Annotated in this window: 17 protein-coding genes; 9 read left to right on the top strand and 8 right to left on the bottom strand. The window is 58.5% G+C overall.

Annotation, left to right across the window (positions count from 1 at the left end; genetic code table 11):
• Positions 1–253: 253 nt before the first annotated feature.
• Positions 254–433, top strand: coding sequence for a hypothetical protein (locus tag DHV10_RS10945; RefSeq protein WP_109486361.1), 180 nt, complete (start codon positions 254–256; stop codon positions 431–433).
• Between the two features lie 122 nt (positions 434–555).
• On the opposite strand, the gene DHV10_RS10940 is transcribed toward DHV10_RS10945, so the two are convergent.
• From DHV10_RS10940 to coaD, 3 genes are all read right to left on the bottom strand, one after another.
• Positions 556–792 (bottom strand): hypothetical protein, encoded by a 237-nt coding sequence (locus DHV10_RS10940; RefSeq protein WP_162601426.1) that lies wholly within the window; start codon positions 790–792, stop codon positions 556–558.
• A gap of 703 nt (positions 793–1,495) precedes the next feature.
• Positions 1,496–2,179 carry a hypothetical protein gene (locus tag DHV10_RS10930; RefSeq protein WP_109486358.1) on the bottom strand — a complete coding sequence of 228 codons (684 nt, stop codon included), beginning with the start codon at positions 2,177–2,179 and terminating at the stop codon, positions 1,496–1,498.
• Positions 2,180–2,382: 203 nt separating this feature from the next.
• On the bottom strand, positions 2,383–2,868 hold the full coding sequence (coaD, locus tag DHV10_RS10925; protein ID WP_109486357.1) for a pantetheine-phosphate adenylyltransferase: 486 nt from the start codon (positions 2,866–2,868) through the stop codon (positions 2,383–2,385).
• Between the two features lie 395 nt (positions 2,869–3,263).
• On the opposite strand from coaD, the gene DHV10_RS10920 reads away from it, so the two are divergent.
• Together DHV10_RS10920 and DHV10_RS10915 are read left to right on the top strand one after the other, a co-directional pair.
• Positions 3,264–5,399 carry an SEC-C metal-binding domain-containing protein gene (locus DHV10_RS10920; protein ID WP_109486553.1) on the top strand — a complete coding sequence of 712 codons (2,136 nt, stop codon included), beginning with the start codon at positions 3,264–3,266 and terminating at the stop codon, positions 5,397–5,399.
• An 85-nt stretch (positions 5,400–5,484) separates the two neighbouring features.
• Positions 5,485–6,156 (top strand): DUF1349 domain-containing protein, encoded by a 672-nt coding sequence (locus DHV10_RS10915; RefSeq protein WP_109486356.1) that lies wholly within the window; start codon positions 5,485–5,487, stop codon positions 6,154–6,156.
• 809 nt (positions 6,157–6,965) lie between these two features.
• Here DHV10_RS10915 and DHV10_RS10910 read toward each other — a convergent pair.
• From DHV10_RS10910 to DHV10_RS28260, 3 genes are all read right to left on the bottom strand, one after another.
• A complete protein-coding gene (locus DHV10_RS10910) occupies positions 6,966–7,529 on the bottom strand; it encodes an MEDS domain-containing protein (RefSeq protein WP_109486355.1) in 564 nt (187 codons plus the stop codon).
• 63 nt (positions 7,530–7,592) lie between these two features.
• Positions 7,593–8,084, bottom strand: a complete 492-nt coding sequence (locus DHV10_RS10905) for a zf-TFIIB domain-containing protein (RefSeq protein WP_109486354.1) — start codon at positions 8,082–8,084, stop codon at positions 7,593–7,595.
• A complete protein-coding gene (locus DHV10_RS28260; protein ID WP_420818745.1) occupies positions 8,081–8,167 on the bottom strand; it encodes a zinc-ribbon domain-containing protein in 87 nt (28 codons plus the stop codon). Before DHV10_RS28260 ends, DHV10_RS10905 begins: the two co-directional genes overlap by 4 nt.
• Positions 8,168–8,671: 504 nt before the next feature.
• Here DHV10_RS28260 and DHV10_RS10895 point away from each other — a divergent pair.
• The 6 genes from DHV10_RS10895 (at position 8,672) to DHV10_RS10870 (ending at position 15,990) form a co-directional block, all read left to right on the top strand.
• Entirely contained in the window at positions 8,672–11,596 is a 2,925-nt protein-coding gene (locus DHV10_RS10895) for a sensor histidine kinase (RefSeq protein WP_109486352.1), read from the top strand.
• Entirely contained in the window at positions 11,596–12,249 is a 654-nt protein-coding gene (locus DHV10_RS10890) for a response regulator (RefSeq protein ID WP_109486351.1), read from the top strand. The genes DHV10_RS10895 and DHV10_RS10890 overlap by 1 nt, the downstream gene beginning before the upstream one ends.
• Before the next feature lie 7 nt (positions 12,250–12,256).
• Positions 12,257–12,769, top strand: coding sequence for a hypothetical protein (locus DHV10_RS10885; RefSeq protein WP_109486552.1), 513 nt, complete (start codon positions 12,257–12,259; stop codon positions 12,767–12,769).
• A gap of 223 nt (positions 12,770–12,992) precedes the next feature.
• Positions 12,993–13,895, top strand: a complete 903-nt coding sequence (locus DHV10_RS10880; protein WP_109486350.1) for a PhzF family phenazine biosynthesis protein — start codon at positions 12,993–12,995, stop codon at positions 13,893–13,895.
• A 452-nt stretch (positions 13,896–14,347) separates the two neighbouring features.
• On the top strand, positions 14,348–14,767 hold the full coding sequence (locus DHV10_RS10875) for a response regulator (RefSeq protein WP_109486349.1): 420 nt from the start codon (positions 14,348–14,350) through the stop codon (positions 14,765–14,767).
• Between the two features lie 182 nt (positions 14,768–14,949).
• Complete coding sequence (locus DHV10_RS10870) at positions 14,950–15,990, top strand: PIN/TRAM domain-containing protein (RefSeq protein WP_109486348.1); 1,041 nt, start codon at positions 14,950–14,952, stop codon at positions 15,988–15,990.
• Between the two features lie 64 nt (positions 15,991–16,054).
• On the opposite strand, the gene DHV10_RS10865 is transcribed toward DHV10_RS10870, so the two are convergent.
• Both DHV10_RS10865 and moeB read right to left on the bottom strand, forming a co-directional pair.
• The gene (locus tag DHV10_RS10865; RefSeq protein ID WP_109486347.1) at positions 16,055–16,369 is read right to left on the bottom strand and encodes an EthD family reductase; all 315 of its coding nucleotides are present in this window, start codon (positions 16,367–16,369) and stop codon (positions 16,055–16,057) included.
• Between the two features lie 65 nt (positions 16,370–16,434).
• Complete coding sequence (moeB, locus tag DHV10_RS10860) at positions 16,435–17,613, bottom strand: molybdopterin-synthase adenylyltransferase MoeB (RefSeq protein ID WP_109486346.1); 1,179 nt, start codon at positions 17,611–17,613, stop codon at positions 16,435–16,437.
• Positions 17,614–17,618 lie beyond the last annotated feature (5 nt).

Here is a 17,618-nt window from a genome sequence, read left to right as displayed (position 1 = left end):
TCCGCGCCCATCTCAAAACACAACAATTCGGAGGGAACGCGGGGCTTCGGCCCGGACCCAACTGCTCGCATGCGAGAAACGACTTTAGTCGTGCCGCACAAGTTCTTTAAAGGTCGTCGGGCTTCGGCCCCTGACGATCTTCCTTGAATGAATCGAACCTGCCACCCTCGCGCTCACCGCGCGGCCCCCGAATCCCCACCATCTACTCTCGATTTTCCCGAAACTAAATCCCCCAGCCCGGTTCTAGTGCTCTATGTCGCATGAAGAGCGTACTCACCTGCTGCACGAAATCGAAGAGATCAGAACCACGATCGAGCGCCTTCAACCCGAGGTCTACCGGCAGGAAGCCACCGGCACCGACAGCCGCCGTCCGCTTCTCGTCGCACTGCGCAAAGACCTGGCCCGCGACATGGAACAGCTGCACGCAAGCTGACGCTCCTCCGCAAGCACCAGAAAACCCGCACCCGCATCACCGCACGCGCCGAACCTGGACTCCGCAACCTGGATTCGCAACCTGGACTGCTGATGAACTCTGAAGACCACCGCGCGCAAGCCTCATGTCGACTCTTCGTACTCGGCCTGCTCGCCACCGTGGTCGTTGCCTTCCTTCTCGTACTCGGGCTCTTCCACCGCCCCTTCGTCATCCATCACCAGTTCCACACCGCCTCGCGCGCGCAGCGGAGATGACCGAACCGCGCGCGCAGCGCAGAGCACCTGATGACAGACACGCAGCCCCTGTCCCACACCCCGCACCGTGTGCGAAAAAAATCCGCCCCGAACCGTTTTCCTCAACCCTGCGCCAACTCTATTGCTGCATCGTTTTAGTGCGCAGATCCGCCGTAAAACCCGCAAAAACTGGGGATTTCCCCAACTTGCAACCGATCTCATTCATTGCTACGCTGAACACATCTCAACCAACTTTGAGGCTTCCCTATGCAGTACCCCCACCGTCGCAACCGCGACGGCTCCGTTGACTCCATCTGCCCACGTTGCATCGCCACCATCGCAAGTTCCACCCGCGAGGCTGATCTGAAATGTCCTGAGACGGCTCACGTCTGCGAGCCCTGGCGCCTGGCCTACTTTGAAGTGGAGAACTCGCTCGTCACTTGGTTCTCGCGATCCGTCCGGGACAACCGCGCATCTGCCTGACGCCCCGCCAGCCGCGCATTCATCGCGCTCACTGTGCGCATCGCATCAGAGTTCCACGCCGCCAACCACCCTGCGTAGATCCGATTCGCGACCAAAAAGCAGAAAGGCCCGCGTCATCATGGCCGAACACTGCGGGCCCTTCCAGCAAGTCCATGGGCTAGTGGACTGCACTCACCTTAAGCCCTCTCTCGCCTCATCGAAATAGCACTTACGCGCCCCGGGAATTCCCTCATTACCAACGAATTCCGCACACCCGCGCCGCAGGCAACCGATCAAAGACTGGCAACTGGCAACTGGCAACTGGCAACTGGCAACTGGCAACTGGCTACTGGCTACTGGCAACTGATCACTGTTCACTGACCACTGTCCTCAACTCCACCAGCCTCTTCATCAGCCCATACGCCGCCGACAGAATCGGCCCGCCCATCGGATCCTGGTTCAGCGCCTCTGTCGGACCCTGCCCCAGGTGAATCCCGCTCGGCGTCAGCAGATTGATCCGCACATTCCCCTTCTTCGGCTCCGGAGGCTTTGGCTGCGTCCATGCCGGAATCGCGCTCGCCACCACGCTCCCCGCCTGCAGCAGCTCGTCAATCAGCCCATCCAGCGTCTCGTCCCGCCGCTCCCACAGCACGCCCGCCCCGCCATAATTGAAGTACCGCGCCCGGTGATCGCGATAGGCCGCCACAATATCCAACCCCTTCGGCATGCCCACCTCCACCACAATCCCCAGCACCTCCTTCGCCTGGTCCGCCGGAGGCTTCTCGCCCAGCTCCCGCAGTGAGTGCCACGCCTGCAAAAAGATCCGCGTCTCCACATCCGGAGTCCGCACCACCGGCCGCAGCTCCCGTTTCGCGCCCTCCACATCCCCCGCATCGCGCAAATCCCGAGCCCGTTTGAACGCCGCCCACGGCTCCGCCAGCGTCATCTTCGGATGCGCCCGCACCACATCCTTCAGCGGAACATCCCCAAACAGCGTGTTCCGAATCTCCCGCTGAATCGACTCCGGCTTCAGTGCAACAAAGTCTGACACCCCAGAACCTCCCGCCGAGCCCCTAGTCCCTATGTCCCTAGTCCCAAGTCCCTTGCCCCTGAGCCTTCAGCTCTCAGCTCTCAGCTTTCGGCTTTTAGCTTCTAGCTTTTAGCTTTTAGCTTTTAGCTTTTAGCTACCGGCTACGAGCTAGAAGCTAATAGCTAATAGCTAATAGCTAACGGCTAACAGCTAGTCCCTAGTCCCTACGTCCCTAGTCCCTTGCCCTTAAGCCTCTTCAACACATTCGGCGGCACCAGCCCCGCCACATCGCCCCCAAAGCTGAACACTTCCTTCACCATCCGCGAGCTCACAAACGAGTACCGCCCCGCCGGCTGCAGAAACACCGTCTCAATCTCCGGCGCCAGCCGCCGATTCATCAGCGCCATCTGAAATTCATGCTCGTAGTCCGAAATCGCGCGAATCCCCCGCAGCACCGCCGTCGCCCCCAGCTGACGCGCAAAATCCACCATCAGCCCGTCAAACGTCGCCACGCTCACATTCCCGATCGCCGCCGTCGACTCCGTCAGCATCTCCACCCGCTCATCCACCGTGAACAGCGGATTCTTGATCGGATTCCGCAGCACCGCCACCGTCAGATGCTCAAACAGCTTCGCCCCACGCTGGATCAGGTCAATATGCCCGTTCGTCGGCGGATCAAACGTCCCGGGATACAGGGCCTTCACACTCATACCCACCGCTCCACCCTGATCCTACAGCACTTTCCCGCACAAGATACCCCCAGTCCAGTGCCAACCCAGATGCGCACACACCTACAAGACGGCTGTCATTCTGAGCGCACGGGGCCCCGGACGTTTTCTTCAGTCCGGGGGTGGTAAGCGAAGAATCTGCTTTTCCGACCTGTGCCGGGTGCCCGTCCTGAGCGGAGTCGAAGGATCCCTCGCACTTGGGGACCAGGGAGCGATGCTCGCACCTCGACGAACCTCAACTATCTAGACAAGGCTGTCATTCTGAGCGCACGGGGCCCCAGACGTTTTCTTCAGTCTGGGGGTGGTAAGCGAAGAATCTGCTTCTACACTCTGTTCGCGGCCACGCGCAGTACTCTTCTGATAACGGAAGCCTAACTATGCGAACCGAAGGCCAAGTTTTTCAAGAACTCTCCTCCCTCTGCACGTCTCCCGGTTATGTACACGCGCTTGCTTATTTTTGTTTCCGAGATAGCATCATTCCCTACGTGGACGAAATGCGGGTCGAGGACACTATGCATCTCTTCTCCCCGGAGCGACTCATCCGCACTGAGACTTCTACTCTCATCGGACTCATGATCCAACAGAAAATTGATTGGACATTACCAAATCCACGCGATACGCAGCAATACATCGACAAGACTGAAGAACTCCTCAAAGAGCTTCATGAGGCGATGTTTGCTCCGACAATTGATCAAATGAAAAGTCTCTTCGCGTCAGGTGACAGAACAAATCCATTTCAAAAGGGAGAGAACTTACGAGAACCGATCTTCTATTGCGGGGAATCTGCTTATTCATTCCAATTCCGCGACCTTTCGGTGCCAAAGTACAAGAGCGATAACGCATGGCTTGAGCAGCACAAGAAGTTCTCAATCGAACAAGCTCGAGACGTCGTCAAAGCGCTCATTGAACTTCAGAACGAGAAGTTCACTGATGCACTTCCCGAACTCGCGAACCGTAATAACAGCGAATGGACACTCTTGCCGTACTTTTTATTCACGAATGAGGAGCTTTCAAAGTTCTCAGGCTTGGACACGACCTTGGTTGAATGTGTTGTGAACGCCTTCGTCCTGCCTGATGGCCATGAAAATCGGAGCTTTCGTGCGATCGATGACTTCAATGTTGCATCGGCCATGCCAATCATTCGCGCCGACGAGGGTCGTTTCCTATTGCTTGAACAGTACACACTACAGCAGTCGCTTTATGAGTCCCCCTTTTTCTGGATGCTCGACGATGCGACTTATCGCGAAACTGCCTTCCGCAATCGAGGCAAGTTCGTTGAGGAATTCTCTCTGGCAAGGCTACAGACAGTCTTCGGACAGAAGTCGGTGTTTTCGAATGTTAGGTTCCCCAACGTCAAGGGAAAGGATGAAATCGACACGCTCGTGCTTTTCGGAAACCGCGCTATTGTTGTGCAGGCCAAGTCAAAACGCCTGACTTTGGAGGCTCGGAAGGGAAATGACAACCTCATCCGAAATGATTTCAAAAAGAGTGTTCAGGATTCTTACGACCAAGCTGCGGCATGCGCAAGGGCGCTACTCATTCCGAACCAAATTCTCATTGCAAACGATGGAACTAGATTCGAAGTTCCGCAGAAACTGACGGAGATTTATTTGTTCTGCGTAGTCTCAGATCACTATCCGGCGCTGAGTTTCCAAGTTCACGAATTCTTGAAATTCGAAGAGCACGACAAGGTCCAACCACCGTTTGTTCTCGATATCTTCACGTTAGATGTGATGTCGGAGATGTTAGATACTCCCCTCTACTTCCTGAGCTACGTCAATCGACGAACAGGTTATCAGGATAAGATCTTGGCCGGGCACGAGTTGACAGTTCTGTCCTATCACCTCAAACACAACCTTTGGTTCGACAAGAAATACAACCTTATCCAACTAGGGGACGATGCCGCGGCCGATTTAGACCTGTCGATGTTGGTTAGGCGCGAGGGGAGACCTGGCGCACGTACCCCAGACGGGATTTTAACAAGGCTGAAGCACACAAGAGTCGGCGCAATCATAGCAGAGATAGAATCTCGACCACACCCTGGGACCATCAATCTCGGGCTTGCCTTGTTGAAGTTGAGTGAGAATGCGGCGGTCAACCTGAGCGAGGCGATCGACTCGATGACTCGTCGATCATCGATCGACCGCGATCACCACGATCTCACCATCCCTATGGGTGAAAGTCGGGATGGTTTAACTGTGCATTGCAACAATGCATCGATCGCGATAGCCGGTCCCAAGCTCGAAAACCATTGTCTCGTTCGAAAGTACAAGGCAAGGGCTGAGCGTTGGTACGGTATTTGTCTCGCTCCGGATGCCTCCGTTCGATTCGGCGTCAGTCTGGATTTCCCGTGGGTTCAAGAGCAGAATATGGAACGCATTTTGAGAGAGATGCCAAGAACTGGTTCGACCATGAACATGGCCTCGTCCGTCAAAAAAAGCCACAAGATAGGGCGCAATGAGCTATGCCCGTGTGGGAGTGGGCGGAAGTACAAGAAATGCTGCTTACTGTGATCTCCGCCATCAGACCGTTTCAGTACTTCCCTCATTTCCTTGATAAATTCAGATACGACTCTGATCCCGACCTCCGAGGGCCCTCATGCAAATCACCCGCCGCCATCTCCTGCATCGCTCCGCGCTCGCAGCCGGAGCGCTCTGTCTCCCCAACCTCCCCGCCATCGCCATCGAGCCCCAATCCCAACCCACCCCGCCCGCCGGCGACGACCTCTTCTCCCGCATGACATGGTTCAACCCGCCCGCCTCCAGCAAAATCAACGGCGGCGAACTCATCGTCCGCAGCAAACCCAAAACCGACTTCTGGCAGAAAACATACGACGGCTACGCCGCCGACACGGGACACTTCTTCCACCTCCCCGCCTCCGGCGACTTCAAATTCACCGCCCTCTGCAACGGAAACTTCGCCACCCAGTACGACCAGAACGGCCTCATGGTCCGCATCGACGCCGACAACTGGATGCGCTGCGGCACCGAATTCATTGACGGCAAGCGCTCCGCCTCGGTCGTCTTCACCCGCACCTATTCCGACGGCTCCACGCTCCCCGACCTCTCCCAGACCGCCCCCGTCTGGTGGCGCCTCGTCCGCAAAAACGACTCCATCGAAACCTTCTGCTCCCTCGACGGCGAAAAATACCTCTCCGTTCGCATGGGCTACTTCCCCAAACAGAATCCAGTCCAGGTCGGCGTCATGTGCTGCGCCCCCACCGGCGGCAAAGACTTCGACTCCACCTTCACCCACCTGAAGCTGGAATAGTGCTCAGTGCTCAGTGACCAGCTCTCAGCTGTCAGCTCTCAGCCTTCAGTTTTTGCTTTCGGCATCTCGCAGTTGGCAACTGGCATCCAGCCCTGACCACTGACCACTGAATTCTGCTCCCCGTTTTGCAGTGAATTAGCACCTTTCGGCGCACAATAGAGAGGTAGTGCTTGAACGCTCCGGACAGCGATACTGCCCGTTGCCGCTCAGTTGAGGGGGACCAGCCTCAAAAACTCAAGCCTGAAACGTAAGCGATTGATTCGAGATAATTTAAGCAACTTAGCCTTTGTCTTCAGTAATTTAGCCCGATTCTGAGCTGTAAGCCACTGATTTCAATAGCCACCCCGGGAGGGGGGTATCAGCTCAACAAAAGCCAGGATCCCTGACATTGACAGCTGATCTCTGTTCTCTGTCTGTCCCCTGATCCCCTCGTCAGCTGTGTCCAAAATCACCTTTTCCCTTGCAGTCAATTACCACCCAAAAGCGCATACTCAGATCAAGCTCGACACACTCGACCCGCCGAGCCCGAGTTTCAGAGAGGAAAAGGGAGCGAAAGGCGTCAGAAGAGCTGGAAACGGCCTCTAAGGCCTTCGAGAAGATACACTTACAGCTAAGTCCATTGGGTAGATACACCTGCGGCCGCCCATCCGCCGTAAGCCCAACAAAAAGGGCACTTGTTCACCAAGGCATACCCCAGGGGGGAGGGGCCCCCATTGCACACTGAACGCCGACACTGACCGCTGGCTACCAGCTACCAGCTACAGGCTACTGGCTCCTGGCTACTGGCAACTGGCAACTGGCTCCTGGCTTCACTGCCCCAGCGGCGTGAACTGCGCATTGAGCATCGACAGCGTCTCGTTGACGAAGATTGCCCGATGCGCGCCCGATGCCCGCTCCACAAGGCCCGCAGGCAGCGTGTTGCGGTTGTACTGGCAGATTCCACCGAACCGCGGATGAGCGTTGATGAAGCTCTCGAGGCCCCACTCATACTTCAGCAGCTTCGTCACGTCCTGGTCCGGTCCCATCTCCCAGGTCATGTCGCCCGTCGCCCACAGCCCCGCAAACCCGTCCCGGATCGAACGGTCGTATTCGGTATTCAGGCTGTCCAGCATCGCGTCGATCTCGAACCGGCCGTCAATGAGGTGTGGCCTCGCCGAAGACGCCACCAGCCTTCCGCGCCGAATTTCAGCATCGACCTCGACGCCCTCCGCGCGCAGGCTCGACAGAAACGCCGCGACCATCTGTTCGCTGTTGAGGTAGATGCAACGGTAGTTCTTGAGCAACTGCTTGCGCAGCGCCAGCGCGACCGGCCGGAGGGCCCAGTTCGCCGGCCCGTCGTAAACCATGCACTTGTGCCGGGGAATCTCTGTCATGGCTTGACCTTGCTCGCCAGTGTAAGCCCGCGAGAGCCATTAGCAAAGGCCTGTGTTTCCTGCTTACTGCGCTTGTCTCTCCGAGTAGTCCGGCGCGCGCACGATCCGCATCAGCTCGCCGTGATCGAGCCAGTTCAGCTCGCAGTGCTCGCAGTCGTCGATGATCACATTCCCCGGCCCGTTGTAGAAGTGCGTATCCATCTTGCGATGGCAGTGCGGACACCCGATCTTGCGCAGCAGATCGTGCCGGTCCGGAGTCGGCGAAATCAACGTTCCCGGATCGCCCGCGCGCAGCGTCTCGACCAGCGCCAGGAACGCGCCCATCGGGATCAGCATTCCGTGACACTTCGTGCAGTAGCGGATGCGGATCTTCGCCATCGCCGCGTGCTTCAGCGGCACGGTGCAGACCGGACACTCTTCGCCCGACTCCACCTCCAGCACGCTCACTCCCTCATCGTCCTTCGAGGGATAGAACACGCTCTTGCAGTAGTCGCACTTCAGGCAGTCTTCGTCGTCATTGAGCCGCATCGGCGCGCCGCAGGAAGGACAGTTCATTGTTCCCGCCCGCACGATGGACAATACTTCGCGCCGTCCGGAATCGCCGAGCCGCAGTCGACGCAGTGTCTCTGCCGCCCCATCACGAGAGAGGAATCATCCTCCTCGTCGTCCGATCGGCGCTCAGGTGCCGCGATCGGCACATCCATCAAATCGTCGAGGTCCAAGTCCCGTTTCGCACCCAAATCCGGAGTCATCGTGCCTCCCCTGGCGCCGGCCGGCCCGCAGCTATTCGTCTGGAATGAACTTACCGAAGACTCTACAGCATTCTCTGCTGAACGGCGAGTAACCATCGGCCACCGCCACCGGCCGAAACGGCCCCGCTGTCCGCACGCGCGTAACGTCCATAAAAAAGGCGGACCGTGTCGGTCCGCCCTAAAGATCTCTTTGCCAGAGATGTACCAAACCATTTCAGGAGGCAGCATCAGAGTAGCTCTACCCCGGCCCCTCGTCTTGAGTCGTTCGAACGACCCCCACCTCCACCAATGGATTGAGAACTTCCCAAACAAATAGAAGCACTTATCTCTAAACTCGTTCCAGACCTCATAATCAAATCAGCGTTCCTTTGAGCACTGGATCCAGTCACCTTGACGCGAGCTGATTCGAACCCGACACGCACTCGCCCCAATCAGGTCTCGACTGCATCCCTGCCCCTTCGCAGCCTCTGGGTTGTCGCTTTTGTTCTGTCCGCAGTCTCCGCGAGCCGCGCGCTCGAGCCCGGTACTCCGCTGGCCAGCTACAGCCGCCAATCCTGGGTGATGGAGAACGGCCTGCCGCAGAACACCGTTCAGGCCCTCGCCCAAACCACCGACGGCTTTCTCTGGATAGGCACCGAGATCGGCCTCGTCCGCTTCGACGGCAACAGCTTCGTCACCTACGACCAGAACTCAAAGCCGGCCCTCCCCGGCAACGACATCCAGTCGCTCCTCACCACTCCCGACGGCGCGCTCTGGATCGGGACTACCGACGGTCTCTCCCGTCTGCTGAACGGCGCGATCAACACGTTCACCACGGCCAACGGCCTTCCGTCGAACTCCATCCGTTCGCTCAAGCTGGCGCCCGACGGATCGATCCTCGTCGTCACGCAGACCGGAGCCGTCGCGCTGAAGGACTCTCACGTAGCCCCAGCGTCCTTCAACGACTCGGGCTATCTCTTCACGGGCCCGCTCTCCGACGACGGAAACGCCGTGGTCAGCAGAACAGCCATCACGGTCACCGGCAAGACCCGTCATCAGCAGGCGTTCACGATCGGTCACGACCTTCCTGGCACCCGTATCCAGACCGCCTTCGCCGATCGCTCCGGCTCCCTCTGGATTGGCACCAACAACGGCCTCGTCCGCTACGCCTCCGGCAAGCTCGACCGTTTTCCCCTCACCGACCCCCTTGCTTCCGCCTCCATCCTCTCCATCCTCGAAGACCACGAAGGCAATTTGTGGGTTGGCACCGAATCAAACGGCCTCCACATCCTCCGCGACGAGCGCTTCCGGACCCTCGGCGCCCGGGATGGCCTCTCCTCCGACTCCACCACCACCGTCGTCGAAGACGCCGCAGGGACGCTCTGGGTCGGAACCAGCGGCTACGGCCTCAACGCCGTCACCCGTTCCGGCGCAGCGTTCGCAAAGACGAAAACCTACACCGTCCGCGACGGCCTTACCAGCGACATCATCCTCTCCCTCGCCGCCGCCCCCGATGGCGACCTTTGGGTCGGCACCCCCGACGGCCTCAACCGCCTCCACCGCGGCACAATCATCCCCTACACCACTGCCGAAGGCCTGCCTGACGACTTCATCCGCTCGCTTCACGTAGATGCGGACAACTCCCTCTGGATCGGCACGCGGCGCGGCCTCGCGCACCTGGAGTTCAGCGGCGGCAACCCACACATCGACACCTACACGCAATCAACCGGCCTCGCAAGCGACCTCGTCGGCGCCATGGCCCGCGATACAAAGGGCAGCCTTTGGGTTGCCACTCTCGCAGGCCTCTCCCGCTTAGCCGGAAGCATAAATCCACGGATCACCAACTTCACCACGACCAATGGCCTCTCCAGCAACATCATCACTTCGCTACTTTCACGCGCGAACGGCGATCTGCTCATCGGCACACAAGATCACGGCTGGAATCTCTGGAACGGCCAGTCCTTCTCTCCCGTCGAAAACCCCGACCACGGCCAGACCACGATCCACGCCATACTCGACGACGAAAAAGGGCACGTCTGGTTTGCCACCGCGAACGGTATCGCCCGATGGGACTGCAGCAAGAACGGCGGCTGCTCTCACGGGATGGAATTCGGCCCCGCCGACGGACTTCGCACCCGACAGATGGCCACCAATAGTCACCCCTCCGCATGGCGCTCGCACGACGGCCTTCTCTGGTTTGCCACGCCCAAGGGCCTCGTCGAAGTGGACCCCGCCCACTTCCCTGTCAACACTGTCCCTCCTCCCGTAGCCCTGATCCATTTTGCGGTAGACGATGTCGATCAGCCGCTCAACGGTGATGTTCTCAAGGTGCCTGCGGGACACAACCACTTTCAGTTCGACTACGCCGGCCTCAGCTTCACCGCACCGCAGAAGGTCCGCTACCGCTACATGCTCGAGGGCTTCGACCACCAATGGACGGAAGCCGGATCCCGCCGCTCCGCCTACTACACCAGCATCCCCCCCGGCACCTACACCTTCCGCGTCCAAGCCGCCAACAACGACGGCCTCTGGAACGACTCCGGCGCCTCTCTCGCGTTCCAACTCCGCCCACACTTTTACCAGACGGTCTGGTTCTACCTGCTCCTCCTCGCCTTCGCTGCTGCCCTCGTCTTCCTCGCATTTCGACTGCGTCTGCTCCGTGCCGAACGAGAGTTTCGTGCTGTCCTCGCCGAGCGCAACCGGATCGCACGCGAGGTGCACGACACTCTCGCACAAGGCTATGTGGGCGTTTCGGTCCAATTGGAAGTGCTCTCCGAACTCCTTCGGCACAACAAAGCCGAAGCGGCGATCCACCATCTGGACACGACGCGCCAGCACGTTCGAGAAGGCCTCGCCGACGCGCGCCAATCCATTTGGGCTCTCCGCTCACAGGACACCGGCGAGACAACGCTGCCCGTCCAGCTGCGCCGCGCGACCGAGAACGCCAACGGGCACGGCCTCGAAGCCACCTTTAGCCTTTACGGCGCTTACCGGCAGCTGCCTCCGGGCACCGAGCGCGAAATGCTCCGCATCGGTCAGGAGGCAATCCATAATGTGAAGAAGCACGCCGGAGCAAAGCACCTTACTGTGCAACTCGAATACGGACCCGCCGAAGTCGCCCTCATCGTCAGAGACGACGGCCGAGGATTTGCTGCCAGTAACGGATCATCCCCGGCGGGACACTATGGACTGACCGGCATGCATGAGCGTGCCGAGCTGATCGGGGGCACACTGGATGTCGTAAGCGAATCCGGGAAAGGCACGACCGTGCACCTGCACCTGACTGCACCCAAAGACGCCCGCGCCGCAGAAATCAAAGAAGGAATGGAGTCCTGATGGCAGCCGAAGAAACCATCCGCGTTCTCGTTGTCGAAGATCATCACGTAGTTCGCCAAGGCCTCGTAGCTCTGCTCAACGTGGTCGACGGCATCGAAGTTGTAGGCGAAGCAGCCGATGGCGTCGACGCTATTACGCAGATCCGCAAGCATCAGCCTCACGTCACGCTGATCGATCTGAGAATGCCCCGGCTCACTGGCGTCGAGGTCATCCAGCGCATCCGCATGGAGACACCTCAGGCGCGCTTCATTGTTCTGACCACCTATGATGGCGACGAGGACATCTACCGCGCCCTTCAAGCTGGCGCCAAGGCATATCTGCTTAAGGGCATGACGACGGATGACCTCGTGACTACCATTCGCGCGGTGCACTCCGGAAAGTCTCACATACCACCCGCTATCGCTCAGCGATTAGCGGAGCGCATGGGTACTGAAGAACTGACGCCGCGCGAGTTCGACGTTCTCGAGCAGATCGTGCATGGACGCAGCAACAAGGAGATTGCCTCGTTTCTCGACATCTCGGAAGCCACCGTCAAGACCCACATCAATAGCCTGCTCGGCAAACTCGGCGTAACCGACCGCACCCAGGCTGCAACCGCAGCCATTCAGCGCGGCATCGTTCCTCTCGAATCTCTCCGCAAGCAGAAACCATAAGGTGACCATGAAGCGCTTCTCTCTTTTCGTACTCCTCGCCCTTACCTTCGCGTTCAGCCTGCATGCGCAGAACCCAGCGTGGCGCCAAGCCACCAGTTCGGAACTTGGCTCCCTGCTGCCGGCGCGCGCGCCGGTGATCAAGGAGCACATCGAAACCGAAATGCGCACAGCCAGCGGCATTGTTGACGGCAAAGGACACTCCATAGCTGGAGTCGTTCTGATCACCGCCGGTTATAGCGCCGAAGGCAAATACTCGCATTATCTTGTCGTGCAATGGCCCATCAAGATTGGCGGAGTCAGCCTCAGGCCAGGAGAATACGTCTTCGGCTATACGCACTCTGGCGACGTGCTGAATGTGCACTTTAACGAAGCGGCAACCGGAAATCTCATCGGCACTACCGATGCTCATATCATGGCCGGCAACCGCACCGTTACGCAGCTTCAGATCTGGCCTCCTTCATCAAAGGCAGTCTTCCAGATCGGCCGTTTCGCCATCCCCTACGAGCTCGGAGAGAAATAGGCGTACTTGGAACGAAGCGAGGGCCTCGCAGCGGAAGCGGCGCGAAAGGCTCGCCAACACGCGGCAGGTCGCCCATTCAGGATCCCAGCAGCACGTTGAAACGCTGCAAGATCCAGGTCGCCGCGACGTCCATAAGAGCGATGCCCTCAATCATGCCTGCGAACCTCATGGTCTTCCCGACATTCTCTGTAAAACCAGACCTGTCTTCGCCTGATAATGGCTCATGACCTCGCTGGGCTATCCGACACAACTCAAATACCACATTGTCGACGTGTTCACCGAAACTCCGCTCCAGGGGAACGGCCTCGCCGTCGTCTTTGACACCATGGGACTGCGTACCGAGCGCATGCAGGCCATCGCGCGCGAGTTCAACCTTTCCGAGACCACCTTCATCCAGCGCCGCGACCCCGCGATTGAGAAGCGAGAAGGTGTCCGCGTCCGAATCTTCACAACTCAGGAAGAGCTCCCCTTCGCCGGGCACCCGACCCTCGGCACTGCGAGCGTTCTCAAACAGCACGCTCCTGAACTCCTCATCGACCACACCGTCCTCTTAGCCCTGAACGTCGGCCCCATTCCCGTACGCTTCAAAACTGAAACCCTCTTCGGCGAGATGACGCAACGCAATCCCGAGTTCCTGGATCAGCTCGACCCATGCGAGGTCGCCCGCCTCTGCGGTCTGCGCGCTGAAGATCTCCACCCAGCCGTCCCACCACAGATCGTCTCCACCGGCACCGCGTTCGCCATCGTGGCGCTACGGTCGCACGAGCCCCTCTACCGCTTGCGCGTAGACCAAGAGCCAGCAACCCGGTATCTTCGCGAGCACGGCGGCCGGTGGTTCTACGTCATGGGTCCCACCGGCGGAGATGCTCCTGCATGGCGCGCGCGCATGCAGTTTTACGGCGGTGAAGATCCAGCCACCGGCTCAGCAGCTGGATGCGCCATCAGCTATCTTGTGGGTCACAAAATCGTCACTGCGGGCAAACAAATTCACGTGCAGCAGGGTGTCGAAATTGGCCGCACAAGCGATTTATTTCTAGCTGCCGATGTACTTGACGGCAAAGTTACGAATGTCCGCGTCGCAGGCAGCACCGTTCCAGTTGCAAAGGGAACCATTTTCCTGCCGTAATACACACGCTTTTCAACAGAATTTAATCAGTCCAAGTTACTCAATGTATTCATTCTGACGTTTTTTCCTTTGTTTCAAGATCAGTTTCGTGCAGATTTTCGCTTCCTATTCTCTCTTTTCACGGTCCTCCGCAATCCGTACTCTTGCCCAAGCATTGAACGAAATTCAACCGGATCATCTTCCGGTTTTCATAACGGCTTCAAACACAATCTGACCGCAAAAGGTTCTCCTTCCAAGGGAATGATTGCCACAGGAGTCGCCTGAAGGGGTCGCGTTCTTCATCAAAACGCGCGAGCCCTCAGCGAACCAGTGCGCCCATTTTCCATGCAGGACTCCTGCGCGGCCGACGGCCCCGGACTTTGACGAGCCTACCCGACATAACAAGCGGGCATCGCTGCTGTGCGCTCAACTCCGGACCAACAGATCTCTACGACAGGAGCAGGACCAACACGATGCGCCCCAAAAAAGTGATACTTTGCGTAGACGATAACGAACAGGATCTGTCCGTTCTCAAATTCATGCTCACCACCAACGGATACCGCGTTCTGGCTGCTACCAACGGCCCGGATGCAATCGCCCTCTTTGCCGACAATCAAATCGACCTCGTCCTGGTCGATCACGCCATGCCTCAGATGACCGGCGACCAGTTAGTCCATAAGCTCAAACATATTGCATCCCACATTCCCATGGTGATCCTCGGCGACCCTCAAAAGATGAACGGCCAGATACACGGCGCCGACGCTCTGCTCGCAAAGAAGACCTGCTCGCCGCAGGAACTGCTCGAGCGCGTAAAGATTATGAGCGCTCGCAAACGCGGCCCCCGCAAAGGCATCTCTCGCCTGGTCAGCGCCGAGCTGGCCGTAGCCTCCTAATGTCAATTCGAAAGGGCAAATCCGTGAGCTTGCCGGGATGGACCGGAGTAACGCACACGCCAGTGTCGTCCGTGCCCATTCTGGTGACCGCCGCCCTCTTGACGATGTAAAGGGCCGATGGGCATACTCGCCATCGTGTTAAAACTGGTGTATTTCCTGACGCCAGTGGAAGCAGGCTCTGTATGGATCTCGTCCTTGTTCGGCTTCTTTTCGTTGTCTTGCTCTCGTCGGTTTGCTACTTCCTTCAGCCTTTCGGAGCGAAGGGCTGGGAAGCAGCACTTGGCGGTGCATTGGCCGCCGCAGCTGTCATCGTTTTCGAGTTTCGAGTACGTGCACTCACGCTTCGCCGTCTGATTGGCGCAGTCGCGGGAAGCGTGCTCGGCATCTTCGGTGCGGCGCTCTTCTGCCTCGTGCTGCGTTCCGCTCCTCTCAGTCCGTCCACGTCGGCGGTGCTGCAGATCTTCGTCCTGCTGTTGATGACCTACGTCGGCCTGCTTGTCGGCGCCAGCAAGGGAGACCTGCTCAACCCTGCTGCACTCGGAAACCTTTTCGCAGGCGAACGCCCTTCGCGCAAGTCAGCCAAGGTTCTCGATACCAGCGTCATCATTGATGGCCGGATCGCCGACATAGCCGAAGCTGGATTTATCGATGGCATGATGGTCGTTCCCGAATTCGTGCTTCGCGAACTCCAGGTTGTCGCTGACTCGACCGACGGCTCCAAGCGCCAGCGCGGTCGCCGCGGTCTCGACATGCTGCAGCGCATGCAGTCCAGTCCCAACATTCAGGTCCAGATCGTCCCAGACGACTTCCCATCGATACGTGAAGTCGATCTCAAACTTCTCGAACTCGCCAAGAAGTGGGAGGCCAAAGTCGTCACCAACGACTTCAACCTGAACAAGGTTGCTCATCTTCATCGCGTCGAGGTCCTCAACATCAACGACCTAGCCAACGCGCTCAAGCCAGTCGTTCTGCCGGGCGAGAAGATGCACGTGCTCATCCTCAAGGAAGGCAAGGAATACAACCAGGGCGTCGGCTACCTCGATGACGGTACGATGGTCGTCGTCGATCATGCGCGGAAAATGATCGGCCGCGCCGTCGAAATCTCCGTCACGAGCGTTCTTCAGACCGCCAGCGGCAAGATGATCTTCGGCAAGATGGACGAGAACGGCAAAGGCGCTCCAGAGCCAGCCAAATCCACCGGTGCCGTGGAAATGGCGCGGTAACCCTCATTTCAATACCAAAAAAACGCCGGCGCAAAGCCGGCGTTTTTCTCGCTTTCAAAGCAGTCTAGATCTCTCGAATCTCGCTGACTTGGATAACCGGCTCGATGTTGGTGTAATTCGGAATGTCTCCCTGAAGCTGCCCAACCACAGGCATAAACGCCGCGGTGAACGCCTCAACCGTTTCGGACGTGAAGCCCACAATCGCGGCGTACGGCGCGGGTGCTCCTGGCTCACCCCCACCAATTCCTATCTCAATCGAGATCGCCTTCACCGCGTCCCCGAGCAGCCGCTTCGCCATTGGCATGTGAACACCAATATAGTAATCCACATCAAACCGGTCCCCCGGCTTGCTCGGATACAGCACACTGATTTTGACCATTGCTTTACCCTTTACGATTTCGGGGGCCCGTCTCTTGCAGTTGGGGACCGGTGATCCGGATTCGACTAGTACTTCTGCACCTTGGGGTCGATCTCGTCACTCCACGCCAGAATCCCACCTGCCAGATTCACCACCTGGGGATAGCCACTCTGCTTCAAGAACTCCGCAATCTTCTGCGAACGCGCACCCGACCGGCACTGCACGATAATCTCCCGATCCTTCGGAATCTCGCTCAGCCGGTTCGGCACATCATTCTGCGGAATCAGCGTCCCGCCGATCTGCGCAATTTGATACTCATAGGGCTCGCGAACATCCAGCAGGTACACGCTCTCGCCCGCATCGCGCCGGCGCTTCAGCTCTTTCACCGTGAGCTGCGGAATCCCGTTCTTCACGGCCTTGTCTTCCTTCGACTCCGGCATGATCCCGCAGAACTGCTGATAATCGATCAGCTCCTTCACCGTCGGATTCTCGCCGCAAACCGGGCACTCCGGATTCTTCCTCAGCTTTAGCTCGCGGAACTTCATCCCCAGCGCATCCACCAGCAACAACCGCCCGATCAGCGGACTTCCCTTGCCCAGGATCAGCTTGATCACTTCCGTCGCCTGGATTACGCCCAGGAGTCCCGGCAGGATACCTAGTACGCCGCCTTCGGCGCAGCTCGGCACCAGCCCAGGCGGTGGCGGCTCCGGATACAAGCACCGGTAGCACGGCCCATCCTCCATTCCGAACACGCTTGCTTGCCCCTCGAACCGGAAAATCGACGCATACGCATTGGGCTTCCGCAGAAGCACGCTTGCATCGTTCACCAGGTAGCGCGTCGGAAAATTATCCGTTCCGTCGGCAACGATGTCGTAGTCCTTCAGGATCTCCAGCGCATTCGCGCTCGACAGCATCGTCTCGTGCTTCACCACGTTCAGCGCCGGATTCAGCGCCGTCAACTTGTCCGCAGCCGAGTCCAGCTTCTTCCGCCCAATGTCTTTCGTCGAGTGGATGATCTGCCGCTGCAAATTGCTCGCGTCCACTACGTCGAAATCGATCAACCCCAAGGTACCGATTCCCGTCGCAGCTAGGTAAAGCGCCAGGGGCGAACCGAGTCCGCCCGTGCCCACGCACAGCACCTTGGCAGCCTTCAGCTTGCGCTGACCTTCCATGCCCACCTCGGGCAGAATCAGGTGGCGCGAATAGCGGGATAAATCATCGGTCGTAAGTTCAGGCAGAGTGGTCGGTTCGGTAGCAATAGCCATCAGAA

This window comes from Occallatibacter savannae (assembly GCF_003131205.1).
Classification (GTDB): Bacteria; Acidobacteriota; Terriglobia; order Terriglobales; family Acidobacteriaceae; genus Telmatobacter; species Telmatobacter savannae.
The sequence above is the reverse complement of the archived record's forward strand: the minus strand, read 5'-3'. Positions and strand labels throughout refer to the sequence as shown.

Excerpts from the sequence above, each read along its gene's own strand:
- DHV10_RS10885 (WP_109486552.1), top strand. The coding sequence starts at position 12,257 with ATGAAGCGCTTCTCTCTTTTCGTACTCCTCGCCCTTACCTTCGCGTTC.
- DHV10_RS10915 (WP_109486356.1), top strand. The coding sequence starts at position 5,485 with ATGCAAATCACCCGCCGCCATCTCCTGCATCGCTCCGCGCTCGCAGCC.
- DHV10_RS10870 (WP_109486348.1), top strand. The coding sequence starts at position 14,950 with ATGGATCTCGTCCTTGTTCGGCTTCTTTTCGTTGTCTTGCTCTCGTCG.
- DHV10_RS10875 (WP_109486349.1), top strand. The coding sequence starts at position 14,348 with ATGCGCCCCAAAAAAGTGATACTTTGCGTAGACGATAACGAACAGGAT.
- coaD (WP_109486357.1), bottom strand. The coding sequence starts at position 2,868 with ATGAGTGTGAAGGCCCTGTATCCCGGGACGTTTGATCCGCCGACGAAC.
- DHV10_RS10880 (WP_109486350.1), top strand. The coding sequence starts at position 12,993 with ATGACCTCGCTGGGCTATCCGACACAACTCAAATACCACATTGTCGAC.
- DHV10_RS28260 (WP_420818745.1), bottom strand. The coding sequence starts at position 8,167 with ATGGGGCGGCAGAGACACTGCGTCGACTGCGGCTCGGCGATTCCGGAC.
- DHV10_RS10945 (WP_109486361.1), top strand. The coding sequence starts at position 254 with ATGTCGCATGAAGAGCGTACTCACCTGCTGCACGAAATCGAAGAGATC.
- DHV10_RS10865 (WP_109486347.1), bottom strand. The coding sequence starts at position 16,369 with ATGGTCAAAATCAGTGTGCTGTATCCGAGCAAGCCGGGGGACCGGTTT.
- DHV10_RS10890 (WP_109486351.1), top strand. The coding sequence starts at position 11,596 with ATGGCAGCCGAAGAAACCATCCGCGTTCTCGTTGTCGAAGATCATCAC.
- DHV10_RS10920 (WP_109486553.1), top strand. The coding sequence starts at position 3,264 with ATGCGAACCGAAGGCCAAGTTTTTCAAGAACTCTCCTCCCTCTGCACG.
- moeB (WP_109486346.1), bottom strand. The coding sequence starts at position 17,613 with ATGGCTATTGCTACCGAACCGACCACTCTGCCTGAACTTACGACCGAT.
- DHV10_RS10905 (WP_109486354.1), bottom strand. The coding sequence starts at position 8,084 with ATGAACTGTCCTTCCTGCGGCGCGCCGATGCGGCTCAATGACGACGAA.
- DHV10_RS10910 (WP_109486355.1), bottom strand. The coding sequence starts at position 7,529 with ATGACAGAGATTCCCCGGCACAAGTGCATGGTTTACGACGGGCCGGCG.